Here is a 14,967-nt window from a genome sequence, read left to right on the forward strand (position 1 = left end):
TGGCAGAAAGTTCGGGATATGGCGGGGATGCGGGACAATCACCCGTGCAGGAATAGCCCCACACGCAAAGTATCCACACACAAAGTACGGCTTTGGCCAGGTTTGCAGTTCGGCGGGGGTCTAGACTTGCTGCTATCGTCGGCGGTTGGGCCTTGGCATATGAGCCATAAAAAGCATTCGGGAGCGGAGTCAGATCGCCCCAAAAGTGACAGTGAAATCCTGCAGGAGCAGATGCAGGATAGCCTGCACGAATATCGCCGCAACAACCACTCCCTGTTTCTGTCCTCGCTCGCGGCAGGCCTGGAAATCGGTTTCAGCCTGTTTCTGATGGCGGCTTTCTACAGCCATTTCAGTGCCGAAAATGACCAGCGCACGATGTATATGCTGATGGCGCTCAGCTATCCCATCGGTTTTATGCTGGTGATCATCGGCCGTTCCGACCTGTTTACCGAACACACGACCCTGGCGATATTGCCGGTGCTAAGCGGCAGGCAAAAAATACCGGGCCTGATGCGGGTGTGGGCGCTGATATACAGCGGGAATATGTTGGGGGCGCTGCTTTTCAGCATCCTGTTTGTGCAATTTGTCGATATGACCGACCGTCTCGATGGCGGTGTTTTCGCGTACTACGCGAAAAAATTGCTTGGTGACAACATTAGCGGACAGTTTGTGGGCGCTATTTTTGCCGGTTGGCTGATGGGGCTGCTGGGCTGGATGGTGGCCTCGTCCGCCGAAACGATCAGCCGCATGGCCGTGATAGCCCTGATTACGTTTGTCATTGGCCTCGGCGGGCTCGCGCACTGCATTGCCGGCGCCGTTGGTATCTTTTGCGCACTGCTGAGTGAGAGTTCGGGGATCTCCTATGTGAATGGCCTGCTTTTTCTCATCGTAGCCACCATCGGGAACACCATCGGCGGTTCGATTTTTGTGGGCTTCGTCAAATACAGCTATGTGGCCACTGGTCACGATTGAAGTATTCTTCGTCAGGTTTTGACTGCGGGTTGAGATTTGTAGCCCGGCCGCTCACAATTGCCGCCGATTTTTACTCAGTGAACTGGAATTACCATGACCATCGATGTCGTCATCCTCGCCGCCGGCAAAGGCACCCGCATGCGCTCTGACCTGCCAAAAGTCCTGCATCCGATCGGCGGTGTGCCCATGCTCGGTCGGGTGATAGATGCGGCCCAAGCACTGGGGGGTAACGGTGACGTGCAGACCACCGTGGTGATTGGTCATGGCGCCGAACTGGTGCGTGAGCGCTTTGCCAGTAGCGGCGTGCAGTTTGTGGAGCAGACCGAGCAGCTGGGTACCGGCCACGCGGTGGCGCAGGCGATCCCGAACTTCCGCGAGGGCGCCACCGTGCTGGTGCTCTACGGCGACGTGCCGCTGGTGAAAACTGCCACCTTGCAGAGCCTGCTGAAAGCCTCCGCAAGTGGCCCGGCCCTGCTGTCGGTGGTGATGGATGACCCCTCTGGTTATGGGCGCATCGTGCGCGACGGTGCTGGTCAGGTGCAGGCCATCGTCGAGCAGAAAGACGCCGACGCCGAGACCCTGAAGGTCACCGAGATCAACACCGGTATCCTCGCCGCCCCCGCCAACCTGCTGACCCAATGGCTGCCGGAACTCTCCAGCGACAACGCCCAGGGTGAGTACTACCTTACCGACGTGATCGCGCGCTCGGTCAGCGAGAACATCGCAGTTACCGGCGTGATCGCCGACGATCCCAATGAAGTGGCCGGCGTAAACAGCCGTGCACAACAGGCGGAGCTGGAGCGCGCGCTGCAGGCTGACACCGCCAGCGCCCTGATGGCCGCCGGCGTCACCCTGCTGGATCCGGTGCGCATCGACGTGCGCGGTTCCCTCATCTGCGGCAGCGATGTGTCCATCGACATCAACTGCATCTTTGAAGGCCAGGTCAGCCTCGGTGACAAGGTCCAGGTCGGCCCCAACTGCCTGCTGAAAAACTGCCAGCTGGCCGCCGGTACCGTCGTAGAGGCCAATACCATTATCGAAGACGCCGTGGTGGGTGAGGCCTGCACCATCGGCCCCTTCGCCCGCCTGCGCCCGGGTACCGAACTGGCCAATGGCGCCAAAGTTGGTAACTTCGTCGAGACCAAGAAAGCGAAGATCGGCCTCGGCAGCAAGGTGAATCACCTGTCCTATATCGGTGATGCGGAAGTCGGCGAAGGCGTCAATATTGGCGCCGGCACCATCACCTGTAACTACGATGGCGTGAACAAGTCCAAAACCGTCATCGGCAATGGCGCCTTTATTGGCTCCAACTCCGCCCTGGTGGCCCCGGTAGAAATCGGCGCCGGCGCGACCATCGGTGCCGGCTCCACCATTACTCGCGAAGTGAGTGCTGACGAACTGGCAGTAGCCCGTGGCAAACAGCGCAATATCGGTGGTTGGCAGCGGCCTACGAAAAAGTCCTGAGCTCCGTGGCCCGGATGCTCTGAAGCTGACCCGGTGGCGGTGGATCACTGGGTGCGGTTTTTCAGGACCGCTGTGAACCCATCCCTGGGCGCTGCGGCGCAAACATCCTGTTTGCGACGCTCCTGAAAAGCCGCACCCCGCACTCCACCTTCATCCAAACCCAAAGTACTTCGTAAGGACTTTCTTGGTCAGCTAACAAAGCGTATGCCTTGAAGCGAAGGTAAAGCGCCGGGTATGGGGTTTCGGAAGCGTCAGCGACAGGGATGTCGCTGACGCAGCGTACAGGGATGTATTCACAGCGGTTCCGAAACCCCATACCCGGTGATTTGCCGCCACTGAACCAAGATAAAACGGACCCCATAACTTCCCGCCACCAAAGAACCCCCAACTACAATAAAAGCATCGGAATCCAAGGAACCTAGCCGATGCACAAACCCCGCCTGCAGCTCCAGACTTCCTTCGATATCGCCCATCTCCAGTTCCTGGACAAACAGGGGCAGGCGACACAGCCGCTGCCCGACTTTGCCACCCCCGACTGGCTCACCTACTGCCTCCGCCAGATGCAACTGGCCCGGATGGTGGACGATCGCGCGGTCAAACTGCAGCGTACCGGCCGCCTCGGCACCTACCCCTCCACCCTCGGCCAGGAAGCCATCGGCATCGCCACCGGCAACGCCCTGATGGCGGAAGACATCTACTGTCCTTACTACCGGGAAACCGGCGCGTTCCTTGAGCGCGGCGTACTTATCGAAGAAATTCTCGCCAACTGGGGCGGCGACGAACGCGGGCAGAACTTCCAGCACCCGCGCAAGGATCTGCCCATCTGTGTTCCCATCGCCACCCAGATGCTGCACGCTGCCGGCGTTGCCTTTGCGCTCAAATACCGCCACCAGCAGAGCAACCAGCCGCTGCAGGTGGCCGTCGCCAGCTCCGGCGAGGGCGCGACTTCCAAGGGTGATTTCTACGAGGCCATGAACCTCGCCGGGGTGTGGAAGCTGCCAATGGTGTTTGTGGTAAACAACAACCAGTGGGCCATCTCGGTGTCACGAATAGCCCAGACCGCCACGCAGACCATCGCTCAGAAAGCCATCGCCGCCGGCATCCCGGCGCTGCAGGTGGACGGCAACGATATTGTCGCCGTGGCGTGGGCGGTGCGCGACGCTATGCAGCGGGCGCGGAGCGGGGAGGGCCCGGCACTGATCGAGGCGCTCAGCTACCGCCTGTGCGACCACACCACCGCCGACGACGCCAGCCGCTACCGCAGTGCCCAAGAGCTGGAGCAGGCGTGGCAGTGGGAGCCGATAAAGCGCCTGGATTCCTATCTGCGCGCACAAGACCTGTGGAGTGACGCCAAACAGCAGGATATGGAGCGGGAGCTGGCGCAGGTTATGGAATCGGCGTTGAACAACTGGGAATCCCGCACCCCAGAACCGGCCACGGCGATCTTCGATCACCTTTATGCCCAGCTGCCGGCCGCGTTCTACGAACAGTATGACCAGTTGCGGGACGAGCAGGCGGGGGCAGAACGCGAATGAGTGAGCAGGCGCAAACAGCGCAGGAACACAGGCCCATTACCCTGGTGGAAGCGGTCACCCAGGCGCTGGCCTATGCACTGAAAAACGACCCGGAAGTGGTGGTTTTCGGGCAGGATATTGGCGCGAACGGCGGCGTATTTCGGGCAACCGACGGGTTGCAGAAAACCTTCGGCGCTGACCGGGTACTGGATACGCCGCTGGCGGAAACCATGATTGCCGGCATCGCGGTGGGCATGGCTACCCAGGGTTTGAAGCCGGTGGCGGAGTTCCAGTTCATGGGGTTTATCTACCCCGGGCTCGACCATATCCTCAGCCACGCCGCGCGCATGCGCAACCGCACCCGCGGCCGTCTCAGTTGCCCGATTGTCTACCGCGCACCCTATGGTGGCGGTATTCACGCGCCGGAGCACCACAGCGAGAGCACCGAGGCCCTGTTCGCGCATATTCCCGGTCTGCGTGTGGTGGTGCCCTCCTCCCCGGCGCGGGCCTACGGTCTGTTGCTGGCCGCCATTGCCGATCCCGATCCGGTACTGTTCCTGGAACCCAAACGTATTTACCGCGCCGCCAGACAACCGGTCCCCGACAACGGTGAAGCCCTGCCACTGGACAGCGCCTTTGTACTGCGCGAAGGCACTGATCTGACCCTGATTGCGTGGGGCGCCAGCGTAAAAGAAACCCTCGCAGCCGCCGACCTGCTGGCGTCACACGGCATCGAGGCCGAAGTCATCGACCCCGCCACGCTGAAGCCGCTGGATATCCACAGCATTATCGACTCCCTGGAGAAGACCCGCCGCTGCGTGGTGGTACACGAAGCCGCGCGCTTCGGCGGCCTGGGTGCGGAAATCGCCGCTCAGATCCAGGAATACGCTTTTGATCTGCTGGATGCGCCGGTACAGCGTGTCACCGGGTATGACACGGTAATGCCCTACTACCAGCTGGAGAACACCTATCTGCCGGGCGTCGAGCGCATTTTGGCCGGTGCGCGCGCCGCGCTGGATTATGTCCGCGATCCCGGGCGGGAGGGCGGCCAATGAAGATTTTTAAACTCCCGGATCTGGGTGAGGGCCTGCCCGACGCGGTCATCCGCGAATGGCATGTGCAGGAAGGCGACAGCGTCAGCGCCGACCAGGCCCTGGTCACCGTGGAAACCGCCAAGGCGCTGGTGGAAGTGCCCTCGCCCTTTTCCGGCACCGTGGAAAAGCGCTACGCCGCCGAAGGCGACACCCTGGAAACGGGCCAGCCACTGGTTGGCTTTGTCGGCGAGGAAACCGGTGGTGCAGCCGACAACGAGACTAAGAACAAGACCGGGGAGCAAGCGCAGCCCGCGGATTCCGGCACCGTCGTCGGCAAAATCGAGCAGGGTTCTGAGGCGCTGGCGGTAGAGCAGCGCCCGGTCACCAGTCGCCCGCGCAACGCCACCCCCGCCGTGCGCGCCCTCGCCCGTCGTCTCGGCGTCGACCTGGAAAACCTGCATCCGGCCGGCGCACGGTTTACCGAAGCGGAAGTGCGCGCCGCGGCTCGCGGTGAAACCATCCCCAGGTGGACGGAAAAGACGGCGATCGGCAGCGATAGCGCGGCAAAAAGTCCGGAAATCGACGTCTTTGAAAGCACCGCAAATTCCTCTTCGGAATCCAGTCCCGCGCGCCGCGCCATGACCATTGCCATGAATCGTGCCCGCGACCAGGTCTGCCCGATGACCCTGTTCGACGAGGTGGATATCTCCGACTGGCCGAAGGGGACGTCGGCCACCCTGCGCCTGCTCAAGGCCATCGCCCACGCTGCCAGTGAAGAACCGAATCTCAATGCCCATTTCGACAACGAAGTGCTGGTGCCCAAAACCCCGGTGAACGTGGGCCTTGCGGTGGACGCGCCAAAGGGGCTGTTTGTCCCGGTGCTGCAGGATGTGGGCGCGCAGTGCGAAGAGGTGCTGCTGGAAACCATCGCCCGCTTCAAGCAACAGGCTGCCGACGGTGCCATCCCACAAAAAGACCTGCAGGGAGCCACCATCCACCTCTCCAATTTCGGCAGCCTCGCCGGCCGCTTCGCCACGCCGGTGGTGGTACCACCGCTGGTTTGTATTGTCGGCGCCGGCCGCAGCCACAAGGCGGTACTGCCCCACAAGGGCAAAGCCCGGGTGCGCAAACTGCTACCTCTCTCGATTACGGCCGACCACCGTGCGGTGACCGGTGGCGAACTGGCGAGATTCCTCAAGGCCCTGAAAGATAGCTTGAAGGGCTGACCAACAAGCTGCACGACAAATTCAGGGTGTGAACATTGCTTTCATTTTGCTATGCTTATCTTACGAATCGAAACTTAAGCCAGCATGTCCAAGCGCAACACCCAGCAACGCCGCCATCAGATACTGAGCCAGATCAACGAAGCCGGCGAAGCCACCGTCGAAGAATTGGCGCGCCAGTTCGAAACCTCGGAAGTTACGATCCGAAAGGATCTGGCCGCGATGGAAGTCAGTGGCTTGCTGCTGCGTCGCCACGGCGGCGCCATTCCTTTGCCGCGGGAGCTGGTAGCCGAAGACCCTCTGTCCCAGACCAAACGCGCCATCGGCCGCGCTGCCGCCGAGCTCATCCGTGACCACAACCGCATCGTCATCGACTACGGCCGCACCACCACCGGCCTGATCCCCGAACTGAACCACAAGCGCGGCCTCGTCGTCATGACCAACTCCCTGCACGTCGCTAACCAGCTGCGGGAGCTGGAAAACGAGCCCACCCTGCTGATGACCGGCGGCACCTGGGATCCTCACTTCGAAGCCTTCCAGGGCCAGGTCGCCGAGCAGGTCCTCCGCGGCTACGACTTCGATCAGGCGTTTATCGGCGCCGACGGCATCGACCTCGAACGGGGCACCTGCACCTTCAACGAACAGATTGGTCTCTCCAGAGTGATGGCCGATGTGGCCCGTGAAGTGGTGGTGATGGCGGAGTCCAGCAAGGTGGGTAGAAGAATCCCGAACCTGGAACTGAGTTGGGACATGTTCGGCACTCTGGTGACCGATAGCGGCATCGAAGACAGTGTTTGCGCGCAGCTGGAAAGCAGAGGTCTGCGAGTCATCTGTGCAGATGTGAATTAACGAAAAGCAGAGTGCATTAAACACTCTGAAACATGATGAAAAGGCGGCAGCGTCGCCGCCACTGCGCCAAGCCAGTGGCGCGGAACCAAAAAAATACCGAGGTAGAGAAAAATGTGTGGAATCGTAGGTGCCCTGGGCCAAAGAAATGTAACCGGAATCCTGCTGGAAGGCCTGCGCCGACTGGAATACCGCGGCTATGATTCCGCCGGTGTCTGCCTCGTCAACGGCGACGGCAAGCTGCAGCTGCGCAAAACCCAGGGCAAAGTCGCCGATCTGGAAAGCGCCCTCGATGACAACCCCACCGCCGGCCAACTGGGTATCGCCCACACCCGCTGGGCCACGCACGGTGTACCCTCGGACAAAAACTCCCACCCGCATGCTTCCGGCAATTTCGCTCTGGTACACAACGGCATCATCGAAAACTACCAAGAACTGCGCGAAGAGCTGATCGGCAAAGGCTACGAATTCCAGTCCGAAACCGACACCGAAGTGGTCGTGCACCTGATCCACGACCTCGCCAAGGACAACCGCGACCTGTTGCAGGCCGTCTCCGCTGCCACCCAGAAGCTTGAAGGTGCCTACGCCCTCGGCGTAGTCTGCTCTACCGAGCCCGAGCGCCTGGTATGTGCGCGCCTCGGCAGCCCGCTGGTGATTGGCGTCGGCATTGAAGAAAACTTTATCGCGTCCGATCCCATGGCCCTGCAACAGGTCACCGACCGCTTTATCTTCCTGGAGGAAGGTGACATCGCCGAGGTCACCCGCGACGGCATCGCCATCTGGGACAAGGCTGGTGAAGAGGTAAGCCGCCCGGTCAACAAACTGCAGGGTGGTCACGATGCCGCCGACAAGGGCCGCTACCGCCACTACATGCAGAAGGAAATCTTCGAGCAACCGAAAGTGGTCGAAGCCACCATGGCCGGGCGCATCGGCGAACACTCGGTACTGTCCCAGGCCCTCGGCACCGCCGCCAATGAAATCCTGCCGCAGGTAAAGCAGGTGCAGATCGTCGCCTGCGGCACCAGCTATCACGCCGGTCTGGTCGCCCGCTACTGGATCGAAGACTGGGCCGGTGTGCCCTGCTCCGTTGAGGTCGCCAGCGAAATCCGCTACCGCAAGACCGCGGTGCGCGCGGGTACATTGTTCGTCACCATCTCCCAGTCCGGCGAGACCGCCGATACCCTGGCCGCGCTGCGCCAGGCCAAGGAGCTCGGCTACCTCGCTTCCATGACGATCTGCAACGTGCCCAACAGCTCGCTGGTGCGCGAGTCCGAACTGCAGCTGATGACCGAGGCTGGCCCCGAAATCGGTGTCGCCTCCACCAAAGCGTTCACCACTCAGCTGGTTGCCCTGCAACTGTTCTGCATCGCGTTGGCCAAGGCCAATGGCATGAGTGCCGAGCGTGAAGCGGAACTGGTCGCGGCCCTGCACCAACTGCCAGAGCTGATGAACAAGTTCACCGGTTTGGATGCACTGGTAAAAGCCACCTCGGAGGCCTTCGCGGAAAAACACCACGCGCTCTTTCTAGGCCGCGGAGTGGAATACCCGATCGCGCTGGAGGGCGCGCTCAAGCTCAAGGAAATTTCCTACATCCACGCCGAAGCCTACCCCGCCGGCGAACTCAAGCACGGTCCACTGGCACTGGTGGATGCGGATATGCCGGTGATCGTCGTCGCCCCGAATAATGAATTGCTGGAAAAACTGAAATCCAACCTGCAGGAAGTGCGTGCGCGCGGTGGCGAGCTGTTTGTGTTTGCGAGTCCCGAGGCCGGGTTCAAGAGCGAGTCTGGCTTGACCGTGGTCGAAGTGCCGGATGCGCCGGAAAGCCTGCAGCCGATTCTGTACACGGTACCATTGCAGTTGCTGAGCTATCACGTCGCACTGTTGAAGGGCACCGATGTGGACCAACCGCGGAATCTGGCGAAGTCGGTGACTGTCGAATAAGTCAGTTTTCTAACAGACTTCATTGTCTGTAAGGAGGGAATTGGTGTTACGCAGACTGTATTTGGCATTGATGGCTACTGCTGCAGTGCTGTTTTTGTCAGCGTGTTCCTCTGGCGCGTTTTTTCTGGCAAATCTGCCTGTGAAGTTTGCTGGCCCCGAAGTTTCCCGGGATATTAGTTATGGTCCGGAGGCCTGGCAAAAGCTGGACATCTACAGGCCGGAGAAAACAAACGAGCCGGCTCCGGTGCTCGTCTTTTTCTATGGCGGGCGTTGGACCTTTGGAAATAAAGAGCAGTATGCATTTGTCGCTAAAACATTCGCGGATGCTGGCTATGTGGTAGTACTGCCGGAGTATTCCAAGTATCCAGCAGTCAAGTTTCCCGCCTTCATTGAAGATGGTGCAAAGGCGGTCGCCTGGACACACAGAAATATTCCTGAATATGGCGGAGACACCAGGCGCTTCTTCATATCCGGGCATTCGTCGGGCGCACACATGGGGGCGTTGATTTCTGCCAACCCAAAATATTTGGAAACCGAAGGCAAACCGCTGTCCATCATTACCGGCTTTGCCGGTCTCGCTGGGCCTTACGATTTTATTCCGCAAGCGGAAGATCTGAAAGACCTCTTTGGTCCACCGAAAAACTATCCAAATATGCAGGTGCCTACCTTTATAAACGGACAACAGCCGCCTATGCTTTTGCTGCATGGCGCCGACGATAAACAAGTCATACTGCGCAATCTCAATCGTTTGAGAGATAAGATCGAAAAGTCTGGTGGCGTGGTCGAAGCGCATATTTACGAGGGCGTTGATCACATTGATATCATCGGATCCCTGAGCTGGATACTGGACTTTAAAGCGCCAGTTGAAAGAGATATGTTGGATTTTTTCGAGCGCCAGTCAGAGCAATAGAAGGCCAAGTATCCGTCCGTTAGTTTCTCCTCCCACTGAATAAAAAAAGCCCACCAAACTTGAGGTGGGCTTTTTTATGGATGACTGTTTTACTCTTCAGGGTTTTCCTGGGCAGCCTGAAGGAGTAGTTTCATAATGTGTTGCGTAAACCGCTTTTTATGCTCCGCACGTAATCCCGCCATATATTCTGATTCACCGGGAACCTCGATCGCCGGCAGCAGCTCGTTGACTGCTTCATCGCCATTCCAGGGTACGGTATCAATACTGTTAAAACTGGTTCTGAATTTCAGATACTTATCTTTGTCGAGAAAAACATAGGCATTGGAGTAATACTTGATGCCATTTTTGTCGGTAAGCTCAAACGAGGATTTAAGCCCGGAAAACTGCTTGCCGCCCTGAGAGAAAGCATAAGGTTCTGTGACTTCTGGACCTCGATTCTGGTAGTGCCCGTATTCGATGGCCTGATCAATCTCGGCGAGAACCCTCTGCATTTCCCCGTTCAGCGTTTCCTCCGCATCGCTCCAGTCAAAACTGGCGATGGGGTATACATAAACATCGATGTTGTCGCGAGTGTACTGCTTGTTGGTGTATTCGAGCAGGATGCCCAACATGGGCTCGTCGAATACCTTCTTGTTGATCATCACAAAATTTCCGGTTTCATCCGGATACTGCAACTGACTTTCATAGTTGGTAGCGTTCTCGGGGCGGATACTGGCACAGGAAGCGAGTGAAAGGCAGAGGATGGCGGCAATAATTTTTTGCATAAATATCCTTATTATTTCAAATTATGTTTTTTTGACAGGTTGTTTTGTTGCCGAATTAATTGCAAGTATTTCATACTATATGAAACCAAGTACAGGTGTGAGCCATGTTCAGCAGCAGTCGCCCAGCGCTGGTCATTATCGATGTCCAGCAGGCCATCGATCATTTCGACAGCGGCTATCGCAACAATCCCGATGCAGAAAAAGTGATCGCAAAAATTCTTGGGCAGTGGCGTGACGCAGATTTGCCTATTGCTCACGTGCGGCATGCATCCAAGTTCACTGAGTCTCCATATCACCCGGGTTCTCCGTATTTTGAATTCAAAGCGGATGCGATACCGGAGCAGCGGGAAAAGGTATTCACCAAATCAGAGAATTGTGCCTTTATCGGTACGGAGCTGGACAACTGGCTAGTGGATCAGGGTGTTACCGAAGTCGTGATATGCGGTGTGCTTACTAATAATTCGGTTGACGCAACGGTAAGGGTGGCCGCGGGACTCGGTTACGATGTATATGTGCCTGCAGAGGCCACTGCGGCGTTTCCTCTCAACCGACTCGATGGAAAATATGTGGCCGCAGAAGATGTTCACTGGATCTTTCTCAGCAATCTAGATGGTGAATATTGTCGAGTCTGTAGTGCAGATAAACTGCTGAGTAGTGTCAGCTAAGGTGCTAACGATAAGTACTCTGTATACGACCCCTTCGTAATCTACCCCGCTGCTAGCGGTGAATGTGGGTATATCGGCTATTGCCGCTTCCCCGACAATGAACTGCTAAAAAACAGAATAAAATACGCAGGCAGTGCTTATCGTAAATAATTCTGGAACGCAGGTTCCATTTACGTCTATCTTTTTTCAAATACACTGATCACGATAAAAATAATATCGATATATTCTAAAGCTACTGATTAAAAAACACCTGAAAAAATAGGTACATCTGTACAAGTTAATATGTAAATTTCTGTAATTTTTATCGAGAAATTAAGCGTGAAATTCACATGGATGAATTATACGCCAATAAAATAATATAACTTCGCTTTTTATAAACGCGTAACTTTCTGCATAGCGCACATATCTGTTAAGGTCGCCGGCTGTTTTTATTGCTCAAAACTGAGCATAGCAAAAACACCATCCATTATCGGGCCGGAGGCCCTAGCGTCATCTACACGGAGAGTGCTATGCCGCGCGCTTTATTCTTATTTCTTGTTTTGATTATTTCAGCTCAGTATTCGTGGGCGGCCGACGGCCGCGCGGATTACGACCTGGACGACGACGGTCTGATCGAGATTGACGACTGGTCAGATCTGAATGAAATCCGCAACAATCTGGATGGCTCAAGCCTTTATGGAAGCAGTGCCGGCTGTCCGGCCGATGGCTGCATTGGCTTTGAGCTCACCACCAGCCTGGATTTCGATACCAATGGGGATGGTGAACTGAATAGCAGTGATGCCTACTGGAACGAAGGTGAGGGTTGGGAACCGATTGGCATCCGCCCGGATTTTGGATTCAGTGGCGTATTTCATGGAAACGGCCACCTTATCCTTAACTTGATGACTGCACGCCCCGAAGAGTCTTTCCAGGGGCTGTTTGGTTATACGGAAAACGCTGTCCTTAAAGAGCTTGGTTTATCCGGACCTCTAATGAAAATTGAGGGTGATGGTGCTGTGGGTGCTTTGGTAGGCTGGGCACAGGAAAGTCAAATTACCGCGACCTTTGTCAGCGGGATTATTGATGCCCAGGGGAGTGAAGTCGGTGGTTTGGTGGGTACCGGGTTTGGTTCTCCGATTGTCGCCAGTTATGTCACGGGAATAGTCAGATCGGTAGGGGAATACCACATTGGCGGCTTGGTTGGGTACCAATTGGGTGCCGACGTCATCGCAAGCATGTCTACGGCGTACGTGCAGAGCAGCCAAATCGGAGGCTTGGTTGGCTACGGAGTCGATGGCGATGAAGGCGAAGTCATCGCAAGCTATTGGGCCATGGATACCTCGAGAAAGCTTGGAAGTTACGGAGGTACCCTGTCTACTCTGGCTGAACTTCAATGTCCTACCAGCGCCGACAACACTACCTGTGCACGATACACCCTCTTTGAAGGATGGTCGAGCCATACCGATGCTCAGGGTAACCCTTACTGGGATTTTGGCACCGATAGTGAATTGCCAGGATTGCGTTTACAGGGTCGCGTGTACCGCGATGAGGATGGCGATGGTATAACGGGTGAATACGATGCTTTCCCCTCAGCATATGCCGCTAGCGTCGATAGTGATGGTGATGGTGCTCCCGATGCCTGGAAAATCGCTAGTGAGGGCTATTTACGTATAAGCAGTGGTTTAGTGCTGGATCAGTTTCCCGATAACGTTGCTGCTGCGATTGATACCGATCTCGATGGCCAGCCCGACCAGTGGAACAGCGATTGCGATAGCGCTTGCCAGTCTTCATCGGGCCTGACATTGGATAGCGATAACGACAATGATGGTGTCGCCAACGACGTAGATGCCTTTCCAAAAAACCCTGCTGCCGCAACGGATTCCGATAACGACGGTTTACCGGATGCCTGGCTTGCCAACTGTGACAGTGCGTGCCAGGCCGGCTCGGGCCTCACGCTGGATACTTCCCTGAACGATACCGACAACGATGGTGTGGTGAATGACAGTGATGCGTTCGTCGACAACGCGGCGGCGGCCGTAGATGCCGATGGCGATGGTCTCCCCGATGCCTGGCTCGATGCCTGCGATAGCGCCTGCCAGTCTGCCTCGGACCTGACACTGGACCCGTCTCTTGACGACACCGACAACGACAGTGTGGTGAACGATGAAGATGCATTTGTTAACAACAGTGCCGCTGCGGTGGACGCGGATGCCGATGGCCTCCCGGACGAATGGCTGGACACCTGCGATAGCGCCTGCCAGTCCAACTCTGGCCTGACCCTGGACACTTATCCCAACGATACCGACAACGATGGCGTAGCCAACAACGAGGACCCCTACCCGACGGATCCCGACCGCACGATTGACGAGGACGCCCCGGAAATGGTGCAGGTACCGCAGCCGATCAGCGTTGCCGCCACCGGTGAATCTACCCTCGTCACCCTGGATGTGATGCACGCCCAGGCAATCGATAATTTCGATGACGAGCTGGATTTTGCGGTAGAGCTGGATGGCGTTGTACTGGTACGTAATGAAGAGCAGCAGGTGTCACTGCCCAGCGGTGCCCTTACCTTGCAGTGGATTGCGGTAGACGACGCAGGCAACCGCTCCGAGCCCATGGCACAACGAGTCAATGTCTACCCGTTGGTGCGCTTTACCCGTGCAGAGTCTGTTACCGGTGAAGACCGCGTGCATTCGGTTGGCGTCAGTCTGTCGGGTCCCTCACCGGAATTTCCGGTCACGGTACTGGTTCACTGGAATGTGCCAGACAGTGATGCCACGGCCGCGGATTTTGTCACCGACGGTGAGAACGGAGTGGACCTGAACGCACTGACCGTCACCATAGACTCCGCCGATGTGCTGGATGATGCCGCTGTGTTGCTTCCCATCGCCGCGGATAACCTGGCCGAACCAGACGAGCGCTTCATCCTCGAACTGGCCTCTGCCGGTGCCGGTAGTGACGAGTTGTTTCCGATGTCCATTGACGAAGCGCACCAGCGCCACCAATTGATGATTACCGACAATAACGTGGCACCGGAGGTGAGTGTCAGTGCCACCCAGGCTGGTGAGACCGCTAGCGTGTTCGACGTTGGCGCGGGCGAAATCACGCTCAGCGCAGAAGTCACAGACGTAAACGGCGGCGATAGTCACAGCTACCAGTGGTATACGAGCGAGCTGCCGGTAACTCCGGGGAATCAGGCAAGCTTTACTTTCGACCCGCAATCGATGTCACCGGGTGAATACACCGTGAGCATTGTGGTTACCGATGACGGCAACCCCATGCTGTCTTCGGAAGAAACCAGCTACGTCTTTACGCTCGAGGAAGATACTTCTGACGGCGATGGCGATGGCGATGGCGATGGCGATGGCGATGGCGATGGCGATGGCGATGGCGATGGCGATGGCGATGGCCAAACGCCGGTTGATCCGGGTGGCAGCAGCTCCGGTGGCTCAAGTGGTGGCAGTGCAGGCGTCTGGCTGCTCTGCCTGCTGGCGCTCGGCGGCTTATGGCGCCGGAGAACTTCAGGTTAAAAACGGTTTGTTTTAACGCAAAGCCGGTGGAAACCCCACCGGCTTTTTCTTTTATCGAACAAGCATGATCTCATGCCCCTCGACAGCTTCCGCCCGACGACTACTTTGTAGTAGGACAGTTA

At 57.3% G+C, this 14,967-nt stretch carries 11 protein-coding genes; 10 read left to right on the plus strand and 1 reads right to left on the minus strand.

Features of this window, described 5'->3' with window-relative positions:
- Positions 1-159 precede the first annotated feature (159 nt).
- The 8 genes from GTQ55_RS00120 to GTQ55_RS00155 all read left to right on the plus strand — a co-directional run bounded on the left by GTQ55_RS00120 (position 160) and on the right by GTQ55_RS00155 (position 9,907).
- Positions 160-972 (plus strand): formate/nitrite transporter family protein, encoded by an 813-nt coding sequence (locus GTQ55_RS00120; protein WP_161856873.1) that lies wholly within the window; start codon positions 160-162, stop codon positions 970-972.
- Positions 973-1,065: 93 nt separating this feature from the next.
- A complete protein-coding gene (glmU, locus tag GTQ55_RS00125; protein WP_161856874.1) occupies positions 1,066-2,436 on the plus strand; it encodes a bifunctional UDP-N-acetylglucosamine diphosphorylase/glucosamine-1-phosphate N-acetyltransferase GlmU in 1,371 nt (456 codons plus the stop codon).
- A 425-nt stretch (positions 2,437-2,861) separates the two neighbouring features.
- Positions 2,862-3,971 carry a pyruvate dehydrogenase (acetyl-transferring) E1 component subunit alpha gene (gene pdhA, locus GTQ55_RS00130; RefSeq protein WP_161856875.1) on the plus strand — a complete coding sequence of 370 codons (1,110 nt, stop codon included), beginning with the start codon at positions 2,862-2,864 and terminating at the stop codon, positions 3,969-3,971.
- Positions 3,968-5,005, plus strand: coding sequence for an alpha-ketoacid dehydrogenase subunit beta (locus GTQ55_RS00135; protein WP_161856876.1), 1,038 nt, complete (start codon positions 3,968-3,970; stop codon positions 5,003-5,005). Before pdhA ends, GTQ55_RS00135 begins: the two co-directional genes overlap by 4 nt.
- Positions 5,002-6,210, plus strand: coding sequence for a dihydrolipoamide acetyltransferase family protein (locus GTQ55_RS00140; protein WP_161856877.1), 1,209 nt, complete (start codon positions 5,002-5,004; stop codon positions 6,208-6,210). The genes GTQ55_RS00135 and GTQ55_RS00140 overlap by 4 nt, the downstream gene beginning before the upstream one ends.
- Before the next feature lie 84 nt (positions 6,211-6,294).
- The gene (locus GTQ55_RS00145) at positions 6,295-7,056 is read left to right on the plus strand and encodes a DeoR/GlpR family DNA-binding transcription regulator (RefSeq protein ID WP_161856878.1); all 762 of its coding nucleotides are present in this window, start codon (positions 6,295-6,297) and stop codon (positions 7,054-7,056) included.
- Between the two features lie 111 nt (positions 7,057-7,167).
- On the plus strand, positions 7,168-8,997 hold the full coding sequence (gene glmS, locus GTQ55_RS00150) for a glutamine--fructose-6-phosphate transaminase (isomerizing) (RefSeq protein WP_161856879.1): 1,830 nt from the start codon (positions 7,168-7,170) through the stop codon (positions 8,995-8,997).
- 43 nt (positions 8,998-9,040) lie between these two features.
- A complete protein-coding gene (locus GTQ55_RS00155) occupies positions 9,041-9,907 on the plus strand; it encodes an alpha/beta hydrolase (RefSeq protein WP_202620649.1) in 867 nt (288 codons plus the stop codon).
- Positions 9,908-9,996: 89 nt separating this feature from the next.
- Here the strand turns inward: GTQ55_RS00155 and GTQ55_RS00160 are convergent, their stop codons facing one another.
- Positions 9,997-10,671 carry a hypothetical protein gene (locus GTQ55_RS00160; protein ID WP_161856880.1) on the minus strand — a complete coding sequence of 225 codons (675 nt, stop codon included), beginning with the start codon at positions 10,669-10,671 and terminating at the stop codon, positions 9,997-9,999.
- Between the two features lie 104 nt (positions 10,672-10,775).
- Between GTQ55_RS00160 and GTQ55_RS00165 the strand changes: the two genes are divergently transcribed.
- Both GTQ55_RS00165 and GTQ55_RS17740 read left to right on the plus strand, forming a co-directional pair.
- Entirely contained in the window at positions 10,776-11,336 is a 561-nt protein-coding gene (locus GTQ55_RS00165) for a cysteine hydrolase family protein (RefSeq protein WP_161856881.1), read from the plus strand.
- A gap of 539 nt (positions 11,337-11,875) precedes the next feature.
- Complete coding sequence (locus GTQ55_RS17740; RefSeq protein WP_237567753.1) at positions 11,876-14,845, plus strand: hypothetical protein; 2,970 nt, start codon at positions 11,876-11,878, stop codon at positions 14,843-14,845.
- The last annotated feature ends 122 nt before the right edge of the window (positions 14,846-14,967 follow it).

The sequence above is a fragment of the Microbulbifer hydrolyticus genome (genome assembly GCF_009931115.1).
Taxonomy (GTDB): domain Bacteria; phylum Pseudomonadota; class Gammaproteobacteria; order Pseudomonadales; family Cellvibrionaceae; genus Microbulbifer; species Microbulbifer hydrolyticus.